This is a genomic window from Lamprobacter modestohalophilus (assembly GCF_016583905.1).
Lineage (GTDB): Bacteria > Pseudomonadota > Gammaproteobacteria > Chromatiales > Chromatiaceae > Lamprobacter > Lamprobacter modestohalophilus.
In genome coordinates this window covers 1-15,800 of the sequence record NZ_NRRY01000016.1, presented here as the reverse complement: position 1 = coordinate 15,800, position 15,800 = coordinate 1, and the positions used below count along the sequence as shown (strand labels likewise).

17 protein-coding genes are annotated in these 15,800 nt (G+C 62.0%); 9 read left to right on the top strand and 8 right to left on the bottom strand.

What is annotated here, in order from left to right; genetic code table 11:
* Positions 1 to 57: 57 nt before the first annotated feature.
* The 5 genes from yjgA to CKO42_RS11135 form a co-directional block, all read right to left on the bottom strand.
* Positions 58 to 597, bottom strand: a complete 540-nt coding sequence (gene yjgA, locus CKO42_RS11155; RefSeq protein ID WP_200243718.1) for a ribosome biogenesis factor YjgA — start codon at positions 595 to 597, stop codon at positions 58 to 60.
* Between the two features lie 177 nt (positions 598 to 774).
* A complete protein-coding gene (locus tag CKO42_RS11150) occupies positions 775 to 4,068 on the bottom strand; it encodes a hybrid sensor histidine kinase/response regulator (RefSeq protein ID WP_200243715.1) in 3,294 nt (1,097 codons plus the stop codon).
* A gap of 30 nt (positions 4,069 to 4,098) precedes the next feature.
* On the bottom strand, positions 4,099 to 5,058 hold the full coding sequence (locus tag CKO42_RS11145) for a response regulator (protein WP_200243711.1): 960 nt from the start codon (positions 5,056 to 5,058) through the stop codon (positions 4,099 to 4,101).
* Between the two features lie 68 nt (positions 5,059 to 5,126).
* Complete coding sequence (locus tag CKO42_RS11140) at positions 5,127 to 5,588, bottom strand: hypothetical protein (protein ID WP_242479311.1); 462 nt, start codon at positions 5,586 to 5,588, stop codon at positions 5,127 to 5,129.
* Between the two features lie 6 nt (positions 5,589 to 5,594).
* Positions 5,595 to 6,308 (bottom strand): SDR family NAD(P)-dependent oxidoreductase, encoded by a 714-nt coding sequence (locus CKO42_RS11135; RefSeq protein ID WP_200243706.1) that lies wholly within the window; start codon positions 6,306 to 6,308, stop codon positions 5,595 to 5,597.
* A gap of 357 nt (positions 6,309 to 6,665) precedes the next feature.
* On the opposite strand from CKO42_RS11135, the gene lapB reads away from it, so the two are divergent.
* The 4 genes from lapB (at position 6,666) to CKO42_RS11115 (ending at position 10,061) form a co-directional block, all read left to right on the top strand.
* Complete coding sequence (gene lapB / locus CKO42_RS11130; RefSeq protein ID WP_200243705.1) at positions 6,666 to 7,874, top strand: lipopolysaccharide assembly protein LapB; 1,209 nt, start codon at positions 6,666 to 6,668, stop codon at positions 7,872 to 7,874.
* 115 nt (positions 7,875 to 7,989) lie between these two features.
* Positions 7,990 to 8,712 (top strand): orotidine-5'-phosphate decarboxylase, encoded by a 723-nt coding sequence (gene pyrF / locus CKO42_RS11125; protein WP_200243703.1) that lies wholly within the window; start codon positions 7,990 to 7,992, stop codon positions 8,710 to 8,712.
* A 105-nt stretch (positions 8,713 to 8,817) separates the two neighbouring features.
* Entirely contained in the window at positions 8,818 to 9,690 is an 873-nt protein-coding gene (galU, locus tag CKO42_RS11120) for a UTP--glucose-1-phosphate uridylyltransferase GalU (RefSeq protein WP_200243702.1), read from the top strand.
* 230 nt (positions 9,691 to 9,920) lie between these two features.
* Entirely contained in the window at positions 9,921 to 10,061 is a 141-nt protein-coding gene (locus CKO42_RS11115) for a hypothetical protein (protein ID WP_200243701.1), read from the top strand.
* A gap of 147 nt (positions 10,062 to 10,208) precedes the next feature.
* Here CKO42_RS11115 and CKO42_RS11110 read toward each other — a convergent pair whose 3' ends face one another.
* Genes CKO42_RS11110 through CKO42_RS11100 form a run of 3 tightly spaced genes read right to left on the bottom strand, consistent with a single transcriptional unit; the run spans position 10,209 to position 12,244 of the window.
* Complete coding sequence (locus tag CKO42_RS11110; RefSeq protein WP_200243700.1) at positions 10,209 to 10,868, bottom strand: DUF599 domain-containing protein; 660 nt, start codon at positions 10,866 to 10,868, stop codon at positions 10,209 to 10,211.
* Positions 10,868 to 11,701, bottom strand: a complete 834-nt coding sequence (locus CKO42_RS11105; protein WP_200243697.1) for an alpha/beta hydrolase — start codon at positions 11,699 to 11,701, stop codon at positions 10,868 to 10,870. Before CKO42_RS11105 ends, CKO42_RS11110 begins: the two co-directional genes overlap by 1 nt.
* Positions 11,702 to 11,725: 24 nt before the next feature.
* Positions 11,726 to 12,244 (bottom strand): ferritin, encoded by a 519-nt coding sequence (locus CKO42_RS11100; protein ID WP_200243694.1) that lies wholly within the window; start codon positions 12,242 to 12,244, stop codon positions 11,726 to 11,728.
* 215 nt (positions 12,245 to 12,459) lie between these two features.
* Between CKO42_RS11100 and CKO42_RS11095 the strand changes: the two genes are divergently transcribed.
* From CKO42_RS11095 to CKO42_RS11075, 5 genes are all read left to right on the top strand, one after another.
* Positions 12,460 to 13,938: an NAD(P)H-binding protein gene (locus CKO42_RS11095; RefSeq protein WP_338034902.1), complete on the top strand. Its 1,479-nt coding sequence runs from the start codon at positions 12,460 to 12,462 to the stop codon at positions 13,936 to 13,938.
* 204 nt (positions 13,939 to 14,142) lie between these two features.
* Positions 14,143 to 14,583 (top strand): hypothetical protein, encoded by a 441-nt coding sequence (locus CKO42_RS11090; RefSeq protein ID WP_200243691.1) that lies wholly within the window; start codon positions 14,143 to 14,145, stop codon positions 14,581 to 14,583.
* 48 nt (positions 14,584 to 14,631) lie between these two features.
* Entirely contained in the window at positions 14,632 to 15,213 is a 582-nt protein-coding gene (locus CKO42_RS11085) for a YqiA/YcfP family alpha/beta fold hydrolase (RefSeq protein ID WP_200243688.1), read from the top strand.
* A 56-nt stretch (positions 15,214 to 15,269) separates the two neighbouring features.
* Positions 15,270 to 15,467: a hypothetical protein gene (locus CKO42_RS11080; protein ID WP_200243685.1), complete on the top strand. Its 198-nt coding sequence runs from the start codon at positions 15,270 to 15,272 to the stop codon at positions 15,465 to 15,467.
* On the top strand, positions 15,467 to 15,643 hold the full coding sequence (locus tag CKO42_RS11075; protein WP_200243682.1) for a hypothetical protein: 177 nt from the start codon (positions 15,467 to 15,469) through the stop codon (positions 15,641 to 15,643). Before CKO42_RS11080 ends, CKO42_RS11075 begins: the two co-directional genes overlap by 1 nt.
* Positions 15,644 to 15,800 lie beyond the last annotated feature (157 nt).

The window sequence follows — 15,800 nt, the reverse complement described above, 5'->3', positions numbered from 1 at the left end:
CCTGACGATAGCTCGGGCCACGCTCAGCCGGAAAACAAGCCGAAACGGCTCCCAGCGCTACTGCTGATGGGCATCGAGCAGCGTCCGGAGCTGCCGAAACAGGCGCCGCGGCGCCTCTGGACGCCCACGCTCGGCATCGCGCTGAGCAGCGCGCACCAGGCTGCGCAACTGCTGGCGGTCCACCTCCGGATAGGCTGAGATCAGCTCCGCGAGGGCCTCGTCGCCCTCTTCAATCAGGCGCTCCCGCCAGCGCTCGACCTCATGTTGGCGTGCCGTGGCAGCGCGCGCCTGCGCCTCACGCTGTGCCAAGAGGGCCTGCAAAGGCTCGGTGTTCTCGCGCGCCAGACAGTTGGCGATGCGCTTGTAGTGGCGACGCAATGCGCGTTGATCCTTGATGCGCGCAGTCTCGTTAATGGCCACCCGGGTCAGCTCACTGAACGAGAGCTCCTCGAGCAGCCTGCGCGGTAGCGCCAAGAGCTGCTCGGCGAGGCTCTGCAAGGCCAGATGCTCGCGCTTAATCTGGCTGCGGCTCGGCTTCGCATCATCCGCGTCGAGCTCTAGAGCATCGGTCGCGGGACTGTTTAGAGACGAGATCATGACTTCATGGGCTCCGAGGCGGCGAGTGGTGCCCACTCGACCGAGCGGTCAACGGCCGTTCTGGGGCTGGGGTCATCAGCTTAGATGGACATCGGCGCAAAGTAGGAATCGCGACTAGAGCCTATCAGCTTAAGCGAGCATCGGCGCGGATGGGAATAGCGACCACCGGTTTTCGGCTCATCGCTCTGTGGTCCGCTCGAGCTGTTCTTGCAGCGCGGAGACATCCGCGCGCGCGGATCGGAAATCGAAGCGCCGCACCGCTTGCAAAACGGCGTCGAGCTGGTTGCTAGAGCGAGGGTCGATGACCCGCCGCGCCAGTGCCTCAACCTCCGCCCGAGCACGCAAATTGTGCGCTGCCAACAGCGCATCGAGCCGCTTCAGCGCTAAACGAAAGTTATCCCTATCAAGCGGCTCGGAACGACCACCCTCTGGCGTCCCAGCCTCAAGGCTCAACTCGGGTCGAGCAGCCAAGTTCCTGATCGAGCCCAACACCTCGACCAAGGCGGCCTCTAGCGCCCCGAGTCGCTCCGCCAGCAGTCCCGGAAAACGCGCAAGCCCCGACCCATCAGCCTGGGCGATGCGGCGCTCGATCTCTTTCGCTAGGGTGCCAACCTGTGGCATGCCGAGCGTCAGCGCAACACCGCCCAAGGCGTGCGCCGCCGCCCTAGACTGCTCCCAGTCGCCCGCATCAAGTCGCGCGCGGATCTCAGCAGGATGACCCGAAAATCGCTCGGCAAAACGGCGCAGGCGATCAAGATGACCAGCAACGTCATCGTCAATCGGATCCAGGCCCGGGCCAAGCTCATCCATCGGCCGAGCGCCCGCCTGCACAACACTCGCCTTAGCAGCATCCAGCGCACCAGCGCCCGACCCACCGTCTTGTATTGCTAGCACACCGTTGGCTTGATCGGCATCAAGGCCCGCATTCCTCCCCGCTCGATCAGCTGCTCCTTCCGGCCGCAATCCTTGCAAGGCCGCGATCAGCTTTGAGCGCTCGATCGGCTTACTCAGGTGCCCATCCAGGCCCGCCGCACGACAACGCTCGCGCTCTGCATCGGTGGCATGAGCGGTCATCGCAAAAATCTGCTGAGCTGCGCAGCCAGGCAGCGCACGCACCGCTCGGGCGGTCTCGTAGCCATCCATCTCCGGCATCTGCAGATCCATCAGGATGGCATCGATGGCAGTACATCCGCGCTCGCCGAGCAGCGTGAGCGCCGCCGCGCCGGACTCGGCAACCAAAACCTCAGCACCCGCTCGCCGGAGGATCGCCGAAGCGACTTCGTAATTCAGCGGCTGATCCTCAACCAACAACACCTGCAAGCCCGATAAGGCGTCATCCGCGGGTGGCTCGATCACAGCCGGGCGGGAACGCTCGCTCGGCGATGCCGCATCCAGCGTCAGCTCGAACGCAAAGCGACTGCCGACGTCGAGCTGGCTACTCAGTTCGATCTCCCCACCCATCTGATTGACCAAGCGTCGGCAGATGGCCAGGCCGAGTCCGGTGCCACCAAAACGCCGGGTGATCGAGGCATCGGCCTGGGTAAACGGCTGGAACAACCGCTCGCGCTGATCGTCGCGAATACCGATGCCGGTATCGGTCACGGCAATGGCCAATCGCACCAAGTCATTGGCGAGAGGCTCGCAGCGCAGCTCGAGCTTGACCTTTCCAACCTCGGTAAATTTGATCGCATTGTTGAGCAGATTCACCAACACTTGCCGCAGGCGCGCTTCGTCGCCAAACACCCAGCAGTCGTCTCCTCCCTGTTGCTCGATCTCCAGCTCTAGGCCTTTGTTGACAGCGCTCAGCTCCACCAGGTCACGCGCCTCATCGACCAAGGCACTGACGCTGAAGGCGGTGCGTTCCAACTCGAGCCGTCCGGACTCGATCTTCGAGAAATCGAGCAGATCCCGAATCAGGTGCATCAGCACCCGCGCGGCGCGCTCGGCCTTGGCCACATAGTCGCGCTGGGCCGAATTCAGCCTGCTGCTCTCGAGCAGGTGAATGAAGCCAACGATGGCATTCATCGGTGTTCGGATCTCATGGCTCATGTTGGCCAAGAACTCCGATTTAGCGCGGTTAGCCGCCTCGGCCTTCTCTTCTGCGCGCCGTCGTACCTCGGCCTCGGCGCGCAGCCGCTCGTTGGACTGACGAAGATCTTTCAGTGTTGCCCGCACCTGGGACTCGAGGCCGGCGTTCTCCTCCTTGATCGCGTCTGCAGCGCTGGCTTGCCTCTTGCGACGCTGCTCCTCCAGCAGATAGAAGCGATCGGTAATCGCAAAGGCCAGGATCACCGCATCCAGGCCTGAGCCGATCTGCGTCGCCCAGGTGGTGATAAAGGTGGTCGGCAACAGGCCAAAGGCATTCAGTGCATAGATCACCATGAAGCCGAGCAAGACGGTCCAGCCAAACGAATAATACATCGCTGGCCGAAAACCCTGAAAGCTGACTTTAAAGCCAACAACGATGAACAAAGTGACACTAAAGACCAGCGCAACGGCAAACCGAACCGCGATGTCATAGGGCCCAATCAAGGCCAGCAGCATGCCGATCACAGCGAGCCAACGGAGACCACCAAGGATGCGGTGGATGACTGGCGCATTGGTGGCAGTATCCAAGATCGAACGGGTGAACAAGACCCCTGCCAGGTAGGCCGCTGAAAGGAAGAACGGCAGGCTGACATTACCCCACCAAGGATGATTGGGCCAAAAGAACTGAAATGAGATTCCACTCAGCCCGAGCTGAAAGGCAACGTAGAGACTGACAAAGACCGCATAATAGAGGGCATTGACATCACGGAGGCGCCTGGAGTGGTAAATGTTGTAGACCACCAACATCAGCAGCGCTCCATAGTAGAGCGCTAAAACAAAGTACTCGGTCGCCATGCGCTCGAACGCGCCGTTGCGCGAGAGCAGCTCAATCGGCAGGTTCAGCGAGCCGGTCGTCTCAACCCGGAGATAGACGGTGACCGGCTCACCCGGCTGCAGGTCCAGTGGGAACAGAAAGGTCCGCGTCATCACCGGGCGCGTCGCAAAAGGCTCACGATCACCGGTTTGATAGCGCGTTAATCCATCTGGGCCATCAACATAAGCGATGACCGAATCAAGCAGTGGATAGGCCAGCTCAAGGAAGTAGGTCTGTGAACGATCGAGCCGGTTGTCGATCTGTAGGCGCGCCCAATGCACGCGGCGATCGAAACCAAGACTGTCCATTTCAGCACGCACCGGAGCGAAGGCCTTGGCCGCATCCAAAGCGCGCACATCATCGATGCCAAGCTCACCGTCAGGATCGGTCAACAGTTGCAGATGCCCAACGGTGCTGTACTGGGCCTGTTCGCCCGAGACGAGCAATGGCGAGACCCGAGGGTCTGAGGACACTTCAGTAGGCGGCACCTCGACCGCCCAACTGGGCGCGGATACTAGCAGGACTATCAGCAGGAGGATGCCCAGCAAGTTCAGATAGATCCGGATCATGTTGAAGTCCCTCTCTCAGGTCCATGAAACTTACACCGCTGACTCCCAACGCTGCAGCCAAAGCTGGCCGCAACCACTGTTCGCAGCCTGCTCAAGCGCCTGCGTGGCCGCTAAGGCGAGGTCATGAGGACCAATGCGCTGATCAGACTCAATCAGCGCAAACTCGACCGTAATCCCGCCCACACTCGCTGTCACTGGCTGCCCAGGGTCACACCCCTTGAGCCCAAGCTGCGCCACTGCGTCGACTACAGCGGCAGCACGGTTTAACGCCGTCTCGGCACCCTGCTGAGGCAGAATGATCGCAAATTGGGGGCCGCCAAAGTGCGCACAGAAATCGAGTGCCCCCCGCGCCTGCTCAGCCAGCCCCTGTCCAACACGCTCGAGCAAGGACTCGATCGCGAGGTGTCCTCTGGTATCCACCAAGGCGCCAAAATCGTCGATCCCAATCAGCAGTAACGATAACGGCATCTGCTCGAGTTCAGCGCGCTTGATCTCGCGCTCTAATAGACTATCGAAGGTCGCGCGGTTCGCCACCCCGGCAATACTATCGACCTGGGCCAGCGCTCGCAAACGATCGCGACTCGCCTTCAGTTGAAGATGGGTGCTGACCCGCGCCCGAACCCGCAGTCGTTTGATCGGTTTGGTGATGTAATCCACACCGCCGACCTCGAAGCCCTTCGCTTCATCCTCGATATCGGTTTTCGCGGTGACGAAGATCACCGGGATCTCGGCGAGCCGCGGATCGAGCTTGAGAAGACGGCAGACCTCATAGCCGTCGACATCTGGCATCATGATGTCGAGCAGGATCAAATCGATACGCAGGCTCGAGGCGATCTCGATGGCCTCGTCGCCCGACATCGCAAAGAACACCTCACACTCGGAGCCAAGGGCAGCGGCGAGCACCTCGATGTTCTCTGACACATCGTCGACGATCAGCACATGTGGCCGCTCTTCCGAACCGGGATCGATCCCAGGATCAATGGTCGCCATCTATCGCCTCACTCAACTGGGGCTCGGAAACCGGCTGCGCAAATCAGGTAGCGCTGAGAAAACTAGCGCTAAGGAAACGCCTCGAGCTCAGCGATCGCCTTTTCATAGCGCTCGCGCAGCTCATCACGCAGCTTGGCCTCCTTAGCGCCCGAGCAGCCGCCCATCTCGCGCATGCGGGCAAGAAAATCCTCCCTCATGCGCGCCTGCGCGTCACGATAGTAGCCTTCGGGGAAGAGGTCGTCCTGCGCATCGAGCACCGTCATCCGAAAACCGCTTGCCAGAATCTTATTCAGATTCTCAGTCCGGCGCCCAGAGCGATCTTGCCGACAGCGATTGTTGTAGAGGTCGAGCTCGAAGGCGGCCTCGACCGCGTTGACGATGAGCTGCTGCGTCTGCTCATCGAGCGAGGCTTGGGCTCGTGCCTGCTGTGGTGCAAGCAGCGCCGAGGCCAAGGACAGGACGAGCAAGCTCGACAGCGCGGTTGAGCTAAGCAAACGCCAAGGCATCATGGATAGGTATAACAGGTGCATCGCCCCCTAGCTCCGGCCATAGACCGGCACAGCAGCTCCAGTGACGCATCGCGCTGCGTCAGAGGCAAGAAAGACCATGACATCGGCAAGCGCGGCCGGCGGTACCCAGCGCGAATGATCTTGGTCTGGCATCGCGGCGCGGTTCTCGGGGGTATCCACCGTACCCGGGAGGATCGCATTCACCCTGATTCCACCCTGCTTGTGCTCCTGAGCCAGCGCTTCGGTGAGTGCCACAACACCTGCCTTGGCCGCACAGTAAGGCCCCATATGGCCTTTAGCCGCAAGCGCGGCCCGCGCCGAGACGTTGACGATGCTGCCCTGGCCTTGCTCGAGCATGACTGGCACCACCGCCCGGCAGCAATGAAAGACGCTGCGCAGGTTGAGATCGAGCATGCGATCCCAGGTAGCATCATCGGTTTCGTGCAGCGGCGGCCCCATCGCGAAACCGCCAGCCACATTCGCGAGGATGTCGATGCGGCCGAAACGTCCCTTGACAGCGGAAATGGTGCGCTCGACGTCTTTGCTTGCGAGCAGGTCGGTGGGGAAGAGCTCGATCTCAGCACCATCTGGCAGCGCAGACCTCGCCTTGACGAGTCCCTCCGAGCTGATATCCAGCATGGCGATCCGCGCCCCTTCGCTCACCAGCGCCGCGCACAGGGCTTGACCAAGATTACCAGCGGCGCCGGTCACCAGCGCGACTTTGTCGTTAAACTGTCCCATACAAACACTCCGTTCAGACACACTAAGGGTCAGACACATTAAGGGTCAGACACTCTAAGGGTCGGACACCCCAAGGGCATCGACTGCGAGGTGGATGGCGGCCAAACGCTCTCGCGTTGAAGACCAGCCGAAGACTCGGCGCTGGCCAGCGGTGGCCTCTTCCGCCGGACAGGGGACCACCGTAAGGCCATCGAGCCCAGCTGTAAACGTCGGCGCAGAGCCACAGGCACGCCAGCGCTGGACGGCCTGCACGAGTCTGCATGCGACCCTTCGAGGTTCTCTGTATCATTAGAGGTTGTTTAAGTCACCGTAAAGAGGCCTGGCTTTGCCGAGAACGCCGACAGCAGCTGGCATCTGATGCAATGGCTTTTCCTATTGTTACCGATCGCGGCCGCCTCTGGCTGGCTCCTCGCGTGGCGCGGCGGTTCGCGACGCCGCACCGAGGGCAGCTGTTGTAGTGGAGATCCGGTCTTTTTCCGCGGCCTCAACTATCTACTCAACGAGCAGCCGGATAAGGCGATCGACGTCTTTCTGAAGCTCGCGGAGGTCGATGGTGAGACCGCGGAGACGCATCTTGCGCTCGGTGCCCTGTTCCAGCGCCGTGGAGAGGTGGATCGCGCCATCCGCATCCACCAAAATCTGGTCGCCCGTGAAAACCTGAGCAACGCCCAGCGCGGTTACGCGCTCTACGAGCTCGGACGCGACTATATGCTCGCCGGTTTGTTCGACCGGGCCGAGAGCCTGTTTCTGGAACTGGTCGAGCAAGGCCTGCAAGATCGGCGCGCGCTACGCAGCCTGATCGAGATCTATCAGGCGGAGAAGGATTGGCGGCGCTGTCTCGAGACGGCGGATCAACTGCGGCGGCGCTCCGACCGACCGATGCAGACCGAGATCGCCCACTATCACTGCGAGTTAGCCGACGAATACCTGCGACACGCCCGCCGTGACGAGGCGCGCGCGCATTTGCTCGACGCGCAGGCAGTGGACCCCAATTGCATCCGCGCGACCATGATCCAGGCGCAGATGGAGATGGATGGTGGCGACCCGAACTCCGCGTTGATGCTGTATCGACATCTCGCGCGGCGCGGCCCCGATTACCTGCCGGCCATGCTGCCAGCGCTGCTGCACTGCTGCGAGCGACTCAACCGCCAAGGCGTTGCCAAGGAGCTCGGCGACCTGTTCGCGGCCCATCCGTCGCCACCGTTAATGCTTGAGCTTTCGCGCGCAATCGAGCGCGAACATGGCCCGAAGGCCGCCCTAGACTTTCTCAACGACTACCTCGGCACCCATGCTGACCTGGTCGGCACCGAGCGGCTGCTCGAGCTGCGGCTGTCTCGGTTTCCGGAGCAAGCGGCGGAAGGCGACGCACAACTGCTCGAGGTGATCAGCCACCTGGTCGCCGCACGGCCAAGCTATCGCTGCGACCAATGCGGGTTCGAGGCCCGCGCCCTGCACTGGCAGTGCCCGAGCTGCAAACATTGGGGCAGCATCAAGGCGGTCGCCGCACAGTTGCTAACGCCGCCGGGCGGCCTAGCGCAAAGCCTAACCGCCGGCGTCGGCGGTTAACCTAACGCTCTTGGCGCCGCGCAACCCCGGTAAATGAATTGCGCGCGATTCACGTTAACCCGTCAGCCGCAACAGACACCGATCACGCCAACGCACGCGACCCAACGGATCACCGATGCCAGCCCTTGCAGACACCCGCATCATCGTCGCCCTCGACTACGCCTCCGCCGCCGCAGCCATCGCGCTCGCCGACCAGCTCGACCCGCAACACTGCCGAGTCAAGGTCGGCAAGGAGCTGTTCACCAGCGCCGGCCCGGCCGTGGTGGAACAGCTGGTCGGGCGCGGCTTCGATGTCTTTCTCGATCTCAAGTTCCACGACATCCCGAACACCGTCGCCGGCGCTTGCGCCGCCGCCGCCGCACTCGGGGTCTGGATGCTGAACGTCCACGCCTCCGGCGGTCTCGCCATGATGCAGGCCGCGCGTGAACGTCTCGAGCGTGCGCAGAAGCCACCCTTACTCATCGCCGTCACCCTGCTGACCAGCCTTGATCACAACGACCTCGCCGATATCGGCTGCCCCGGCACCACCCTCGAACGGGTCGAACGCCTCGCTGCACTCAGCGCCCAAGCGGGCCTCGATGGCGTCGTCTGCTCACCACTCGAAGCCGCGGCACTGCGCCAGACGCTCGGCCCGCAGTCTCTGCTCGTCACACCCGGCGTGCGCCCGGTCCAGGCGATCAGCGGCGACCAGAAGCGCATCATGAGCCCCAGCCAGGCCATTGCTGCCGGCGCCGATCATCTGGTCATCGGGCGCCCCATCACCGCCGCGGATGATCCCATGGCCGCCCTGCTCGCGATACAAGACGAGCTTGCGGCACCCCTTCTTGCCCCAGGCTGACATCAGCGCTGGAGCTGCGAGCGCAGGCTACGGCACGTCGCATCCCGCCACCGCAAAGGATGCAGCGCTTGTTTCACAGTCACTAACCCTACGACAGGAGCCCTCATGGCCAAGATCAATAAAGCTGTCTTCCCCGTCGCCGGCCTCGGTACGCGCTTCCTCCCGGTGACCAAGGCCAGCCCGAAAGAGATGCTGCCCATCGTCGACAAACCACTCATTCAGTATGCCGCCGAGGAGGCCGAACAGGCCGGAGCGACGCAGCTGGTGTTCGTCACCGGCCGTCACAAACGCTCGATCGAGGATCATTTCGACAAGTCACCCGAGCTCGAGTCCGAGCTCGAGTCGGCCGGCAAGGACAAGCTACTCAATATCGTCCGTACCATCCTGCCAGAGCACGTCAGCTGCATCTATCTGCGTCAGGCGGAAGCCCTCGGGCTCGGACACGCGGTGCTCTGCGCCAAGCCGGTGGTCGGCAATGAGCCGTTCGCGATCCTGCTTGCCGACGACCTCATCGACAATGCCGCTAAGGGCGTTTGCGAACAGATGGCCGAACTGCACGAACGCACTGGTGCAAGCATCCTCAGTGTCGAAGAAGTGCCGCCCAATGAGACCCACAAATACGGTATCGTCGAAACGGAAGAACAGGCCGACGGCACCCTACGGGTGACCTCGATCGTGGAGAAGCCGAGGCCCGAAGATGCCCCTTCGAACCTCGCCGTCGTCGGCCGCTATCTCCTCACACCAGCGATCTTCGACAAGCTCGAACAGACCCAGGCTGGCGCCGGCGGCGAGATCCAGCTGACCGATGCGATTGCGGCACTGCTTGAAGAAGAGACCGTGATTGCCCATCCGTTCGAAGGCAAGCGCTACGACTGCGGCAGCAAAGAAGGCTACCTTGAGGCGACCGTCGAACTCGCCCTAAAACACCCAGAGCTTGGCGATACGTTCCGCACTTATCTGAAATCGCTGGCGCTATGAAGCACCCATAACCAGCCAGAGGGCGCCAAACGGGGGCTTCGGCGCCTTCGAGCCTGAAACATCGAGCGTCATGACTGGAACATCAATCGCCTGGAACCGAAGTAAAATTTCATGGGCGATAAAATATTTTTGATTGCCAATACCTAGGCGATTAGTAGGATACTTGTCGAGGTCAAGTCGACCGGTACCCGTACGGCAATCGCCAGCGATGACGAGGAGATGATGTACCAGTGAAGAACTGCAAACTTTGCCGACTGAGTCGCCACTGCAACGACCTTCCCGGCGTCTGTATTCTGATGCCTTACTTTGCCGTCGTTGTGCTCACGGTCTCCATCGGCTACCTGTTCGTGACCCAAGAGGTCCTAGCCTAAGGCGCCGGGCACAGATGCTCAATAAGTCGCAGCCGACGTCTCTCAGCGAGCCAGGGGTCGGCCTCGACATGAGGTTGCGTGATGTTGTGACCTGGCAAGAAGAGGCTCGCGCAGAGACGCAGAGGCGCAAAGGAAGAAAGAGCCAGATCAGCCGAGTCCGTGATCGAGCCGGTAGATCAGCATCGTCATCACGAGTGCGCCGGCCAAGAACCAGATTGGCCCGAGTAGCCATAGCGCTAGCGGGATCGCGACGTAGTAGCAGCGCATCCCAAGGTTGTAGGCACTCGCCCCGCGACTGAGCGCACGAATCGCGGCATCGGAGTCGAGTGGCAATTCTTGGTCGTCGCGTGGCAGGTTGAGCAAGAAAGCAGCGTGATTATAGAAGCGCACGCAAAGCGAGAAGCTGACGAAGGCGATCAGGAAGACGAGCACGACCAGCAAGGCCTTAATCACCGCCAGTTTATGGCTGCGAATACCGGCAATGTGGAAGATGTTATTGAGCTGATCAAGGCCCTCATAGGTCAGGGCAAAGCTGAGAATTCCGAGTCCGATCACAATCGCAGTCGAGGCCAAGAAGGTGGCCGCCATGGTCCAGTTGCGCAGCGTCTGCACCGCCAGGATGTCAGCCCCACGCGCCATGACGTTCGAGGCCCAGCGAGCCCGAGCACGATTATTCCGGCCGAGTGACGTCCTTGCCGGCCAATAGCGAACCTCCAGCAAGTGGATCAGGTGATAGCCGATCAGCAAGCCCCCCGCAGAGCCCGACAACGCCAGCTCGAGGGTCAAGTCCGAGTAAGTGATCAGCATCAATGAGCGCCGGTCGATGGAGGGTCAACCTGCGGGATGCAGGCCGGGGCCATGCCACCACAGGTGTCGTCGTCACGCTCACAGAAATCGAAACAGGTGATGAGCCGCCCTTCAAAGGTGGCATCCACCTGAAGCCTGTTCGGGGTACGATCGACGCTGAAACCCGCCTGATTCTCCGGGGTCTGCCCGACCAGGCGCAGACGCTGGCCGGGATAGTCGATACTCAGCGCAACGCGCATTGGATAGTAGCCATCCAAGAATCGGCGCATGTAAGGGCCATTTCGGAGTCTGAACAGCCCATCCCCAAGCGACTGTAGGGCACGACTCTGAGCCCGGATACAGAGCTCCGCGTCGGTGCCAACATCCTCGAGCTGCACGCTATGACCTTCGACCCAGGCGCGGCCGATATTGCGACTGCGCTCGATGGCGAGATCGCGAATGCCGTCAACCCTAAACAGAATCTGCGCAGCATGCACTGGGTCGATGTTCTCGTGACATTGGGTCAGCTCGACCCAACCGAGATCTAGGCTAGCCTCGGTGATCGCAATCCGGTTGCGATGATAGTGGGCGCCGTCGGCCGCCGCCGACGGGATGAACTCCAGCTCACCCTCGTTAACCAAAGCGACTCGCGAAGCGAGGTCAAACTCGTCGGGCCAGTCCTCCGGCCAATCATCTGTCGCATCGCCCGTTGCCGCTGCGACTGGCACTGCTGTGAAGACCGAGGCAAGCAAGACCAACAAGACGGAACTGAGATTACCGACCTTTTTGGGGCAGTTCTTGCAGCGCTTACCCTCTTTATACTTCTTGCAGCACTTACCGTTTTTCTTGGGCATGATCGGCGCCTGAGTGTTGAGGGATCAGGCCGCCGGCGCGGTCGCACTAATCTTCTTGGCCGCGGCCGCAAGCTCATTGTCGATCATCAGCAGCCCCTGCCCTTGGTCGCCAAACAACCGCAGGCGGCCCAAGATATCGTTAACGGTCGCCTCCTCTTCAATCTGCTCGGTCACGAACCATTGCAAGAAGATATGCGTCGCATGATCCTTCTCGTGCGCAGCATGATCGACGAGGTCGTTGATCGCGCCGGTGACGCTGCGCTCATGACTCAGCGTGCGCTCGAACATATCCATGATCCCAGCGGTCTGTGCCGGCGGCGCTGAGACCGCCTCGAGCTTCACGGTGGCATCCTGATCGAGCAGGTAGCGGTACATCTTCAACGCATGGGTCATCTCCTCGCCATGCTTCGCCATGAACCAGGCTGCCGTACCGTTCAGATTACTGCTTTCGGCCTGGGCCGACAGACCAAGATAGAAATAGGCTGAGAACAGCTCTCGGTTGATCTGCGCGTTGATGCGCGAGGCCATCTCGTTAGAAATCATCGACGGGTCTCCGTTACTAGCTGACCTAGGTTCTTGCAGATGCGAGCCATCCGAGCACGGCGTCGCCAGCCCATGAGTTTGCGAGTCGAACGCCGTTTTCAAGCTCCACTCAGCTCCTCAGCCGACAGACGGGGCTCTGATCGAACGCGACGCCGCTTCTGTCGCCGAGCCAATGCCCCTTCGTTGGGCCGATGCTCGGCCTTGATCGCGCTAAAATGGCACTCATCCGCGCACACCTGAGCGCCAACGACGCTAATGCACCTGCCTCCTTCATGACCGATCACCCCGCGCGACCCCGCATCGCCATCGCCGGCGCCAGCGGCTTTATCGGCACCGCCCTCTGTCCACTGCTCGCCGAGCGTTTCGAGGTCATCGCCCTGACGCGCTCGCCGGCGCGAGCGCAAACGCCCGATCCAGCAGGGCTCATCCAGTGGCGGCAGTGCGACCTGTTCTGCTCGAGCGCACTGGTCGACGGGCTTGCCGACATCGACTATGCGGTCTATCTGGTGCACTCCCTCGCCCCCTCCTCCCGCCTGACTCAGGCAAGCCCGCGAGACATGGATCTGGTTCTGGCCGACAACTTCGCCCGCGCAGCCGCCGCCAACGGCGTCAAGCAGATCGTCTTCGTTAGCGGCGTGATGCCGGAGAGCTTCCGCTTCTCGCCGCTGCTCTGGAGTCGGCGCGAGGTCGAGATGGTGCTGGGCTCCAGGGGTACGCCGGTCACGGCACTTCGCGCCAGTCTGGTGATGGGTCCCGGCGGTACCGGCCCCCGGCTGCTGCTCGACCTGGTGCGGCGCTTGCCCCTGTTGCTGTTGCCACCTGCGGCTGGCTCCGTAACCCGCCCAATCGCACTCTCCGACCTGCTGCGAGCCATCCTCCACTGCCTCGGACAGCCCGAGCGATTTCGTGGCGCCTTCGACATCGGCGGCGCTGAGTCGCTCAGTTACGAGGCGATGCTGCGCGAGACCGCCGCTGCACTCGGCCTGCGACGGCGCTTCGTCAAGGTGCCGGTGCTGCCGGTCGGGCTCGCGTCGCTGACGGCGCGCGCGATCAGCGGCGCACCGGCAGCCATGGTCGGCGCCATCGTCGAGAGCTTGCCGCAGGATACGCGGATGCGCGACAACCCGGTGCAACAGGCCATCGAGCCGCAAGCGTTGGGCTTTCGCGCCGCGCTCGAGGCCAGTATTGACCCAGCCACTAGGCGCCTGCTGCCGAGCCCTCGGCAACGCCTCAAGGAGCAGGATCGCGAGGTCATGCGCGAGCAATCCCTGGTGCGCTCGATCCAGCGCGCCATCCAACCGCCTGGCCAGGACGCCGCCTGGCTCGCCGGCAACTATTTCCGCTGGCTCGGCGACTGCTGCTGGCCATTGGTGCGAAGCCAGGTCGACGACGACGGCCATGTCGAGGTCTGGTCGCGGCTGCCGCGCCTGCGGATGCTCAGGCTGCGGCACATGACCAGAGAGAGCACGCCAGAGCGTCAAATCTACGAGATCGCCGGCGGCCTGCTCGCCCGCCCCGGCGAGGGTCGCGCCCGGTTCGAGTTCCAGACCCTGCTCGATGGGCGCTACACCATGACCGCGATCCATGATTACGCCCCAGCCATCCCCTGGTACCTCTACATCCTCACCCAGGCTGTCGCCCATCGGCTGGTGATGCGGCGCTACCAGTCGCGCCTTGCGCGCTTAGCGCGTTAGCCGCGGCTCGGCATCTCAAGCCTTCAGTCCGGCGGGGACATCGGCAATCATCAGTATGCAGCATGCTGGCGGACATCAAATCGACCCAGGCCCCCTCTCGTCACACTCCTTGAGTCCTTATTCTCGCCCTTCCCGGGGTCGGACAGTCCATGTCGTATGGTTGGGGTTTAATAGACCCTTCACCGACTGACCGAGGTACCGCCCATGTCACGACCCGATCGCCCGCTCTCCTCCCGCGAACTGCTCAATCGCATCGGCCTCAACGAAGACGCCTCACACAGTCTGCTGCAAGATGAGTCACTGGATGCCCTCCTGCATGAGCTCGACGGCGATCTCGGGACCGTGCTCCTAGAGCGCTATGCCGCCCTCAACATGACCCATGCGTTCCAGCCTAGCGAACTGGTGTGCTGGAAGCCCGGGCTGCGCAATCGGCGCGCGCCGGCTTATGGCACCCCAGCCGTGGTGCTGGAGGTGCTCGACCCGCCGATCTATGACGGCGAGGAGGAGAGCGGCAGCACTTATTTCCGCGAGCCGCTGAGCCTGGTGATCGGGCTGTTCTGGAACCGCGATCCCCACCGCGGGGACTTCGTCGCTTTTCATGTCGATGGGCGTCGCTTCGAGCCCTGGGATTCTGATACGGCCTGATCATCTGCCGTCCTGCTCAGCCCACTCCTCACGCAACCGGAGATCACCATGGCCAACATCCTTTATCTGCATGGCTTTGCCAGCGGCCCGAAGCCGAATAGCCCAAAGGTCGCGCTGCTGCGCGGGCTTGGACATCAGGTGCAGTGCCTCAGCACCGAGGGCCGTTATCGGCCAGCGGATTACCTGCACGCCTTTCACCAACTGACGCAACAGGCGCCACTGCCGGATCTGTTCGTCGGCACCAGTCTAGGCGGCTTCTGGGCGCGACATCTCGGCTGTCGCCTAGAACGCCCCTGGATCGCGCTGAATCCGGCGCTGCATCCCTCGCAAACCTTGTCGCAGAACACCGGCACACTGCAACGCTTCGATGTTGAGGCCAGCTTCGAGTGGACGCTTGATCAGGCCAACCAATACCTGCCCTTTGAAGACCAATGGCTCAACAGCGAGGTCCCCGGCCTGATCCTCTGTGCCAAAGACGATGAGGTGGTCGATCCACAAGACACTTGGCGCTTCTCGGGCAAGAGCCAGTTCGTCAAGTTGCCACGTGGTGGGCATGAACTCGCCAATACCGACGACTATGCCGACATCTTGGCGCGGTTCATCAACAAGGCCCTTGCTGAGCCTGTCTAACTCACTCCCAAGCAGAAACCGAAACGACTGATCGCCGCCCAGATGAGAGGTTCAAGATGACCACAATGACGCTGGATCTAGACGACACCAAAGCACAGGCGTTCCGAGAGCGGGCGCGCAGTGTTGGGCGCGAGCCAGAGCAACTGCTGGTCGAGTTCATCGATCAACTCCTGAAGCAGCCTGGCACCAACATCGACGAGGCCACGGATTACGTGTTGGCGAAGAATCGCGAACTCTATCGCCGACTCGCTTGATGCGCTTTCTCGCGCTTGCCGAGGTGCTCGTCCTACAGCAGCGCCTGATCGCGACATCGGGCGGCGCCGACGGACTCCGCGACGCCGGCGCCCTCGAGTCCGCCGTCAGCCAGCCCGGTGGTTCAGCACATCATCAAGGCTACCTACGTCCGCCCAGCAGGATCGGATTCCAGTAACATCGGCTCCGTGTTCGCAGCCTACAGTAATGGAATGGTCCGCCCCGCTCCTCCAACACACCCCGAGCGGGCACAATAAGCGATGATGAGAACCCATCGTCAACCAAGGTAGCGGAGCAGACCAATGACAGAGACTCACAAAGACCGGGCCATCACG

What these genes read in the sequence shown, in the direction of transcription:
- CKO42_RS11100 (WP_200243694.1), bottom strand. Translation starts at nt 12,244, where the DNA reads ATGATTTCTAACGAGATGGCCTCGCGCATCAACGCGCAGATCAACCGA.
- yjgA (WP_200243718.1), bottom strand. Translation starts at nt 597, where the DNA reads ATGATCTCGTCTCTAAACAGTCCCGCGACCGATGCTCTAGAGCTCGAC.
- lapB (WP_200243705.1), top strand. Translation starts at nt 6,666, where the DNA reads ATGCAATGGCTTTTCCTATTGTTACCGATCGCGGCCGCCTCTGGCTGG.
- CKO42_RS11150 (WP_200243715.1), bottom strand. Translation starts at nt 4,068, where the DNA reads ATGATCCGGATCTATCTGAACTTGCTGGGCATCCTCCTGCTGATAGTC.
- CKO42_RS11110 (WP_200243700.1), bottom strand. Translation starts at nt 10,868, where the DNA reads ATGCTGATCACTTACTCGGACTTGACCCTCGAGCTGGCGTTGTCGGGC.
- CKO42_RS11080 (WP_200243685.1), top strand. Translation starts at nt 15,270, where the DNA reads ATGACCACAATGACGCTGGATCTAGACGACACCAAAGCACAGGCGTTC.
- CKO42_RS11095 (WP_338034902.1), top strand. Translation starts at nt 12,460, where the DNA reads ATGGCACTCATCCGCGCACACCTGAGCGCCAACGACGCTAATGCACCT.
- CKO42_RS11135 (WP_200243706.1), bottom strand. Translation starts at nt 6,308, where the DNA reads ATGGGACAGTTTAACGACAAAGTCGCGCTGGTGACCGGCGCCGCTGGT.
- CKO42_RS11105 (WP_200243697.1), bottom strand. Translation starts at nt 11,701, where the DNA reads ATGCCCAAGAAAAACGGTAAGTGCTGCAAGAAGTATAAAGAGGGTAAG.
- galU (WP_200243702.1), top strand. Translation starts at nt 8,818, where the DNA reads ATGGCCAAGATCAATAAAGCTGTCTTCCCCGTCGCCGGCCTCGGTACG.
- CKO42_RS11140 (WP_242479311.1), bottom strand. Translation starts at nt 5,588, where the DNA reads ATGCACCTGTTATACCTATCCATGATGCCTTGGCGTTTGCTTAGCTCA.
- pyrF (WP_200243703.1), top strand. Translation starts at nt 7,990, where the DNA reads ATGCCAGCCCTTGCAGACACCCGCATCATCGTCGCCCTCGACTACGCC.
- CKO42_RS11145 (WP_200243711.1), bottom strand. Translation starts at nt 5,058, where the DNA reads ATGGCGACCATTGATCCTGGGATCGATCCCGGTTCGGAAGAGCGGCCA.
- CKO42_RS11085 (WP_200243688.1), top strand. Translation starts at nt 14,632, where the DNA reads ATGGCCAACATCCTTTATCTGCATGGCTTTGCCAGCGGCCCGAAGCCG.
- CKO42_RS11075 (WP_200243682.1), top strand. Translation starts at nt 15,467, where the DNA reads ATGCGCTTTCTCGCGCTTGCCGAGGTGCTCGTCCTACAGCAGCGCCTG.
- CKO42_RS11090 (WP_200243691.1), top strand. Translation starts at nt 14,143, where the DNA reads ATGTCACGACCCGATCGCCCGCTCTCCTCCCGCGAACTGCTCAATCGC.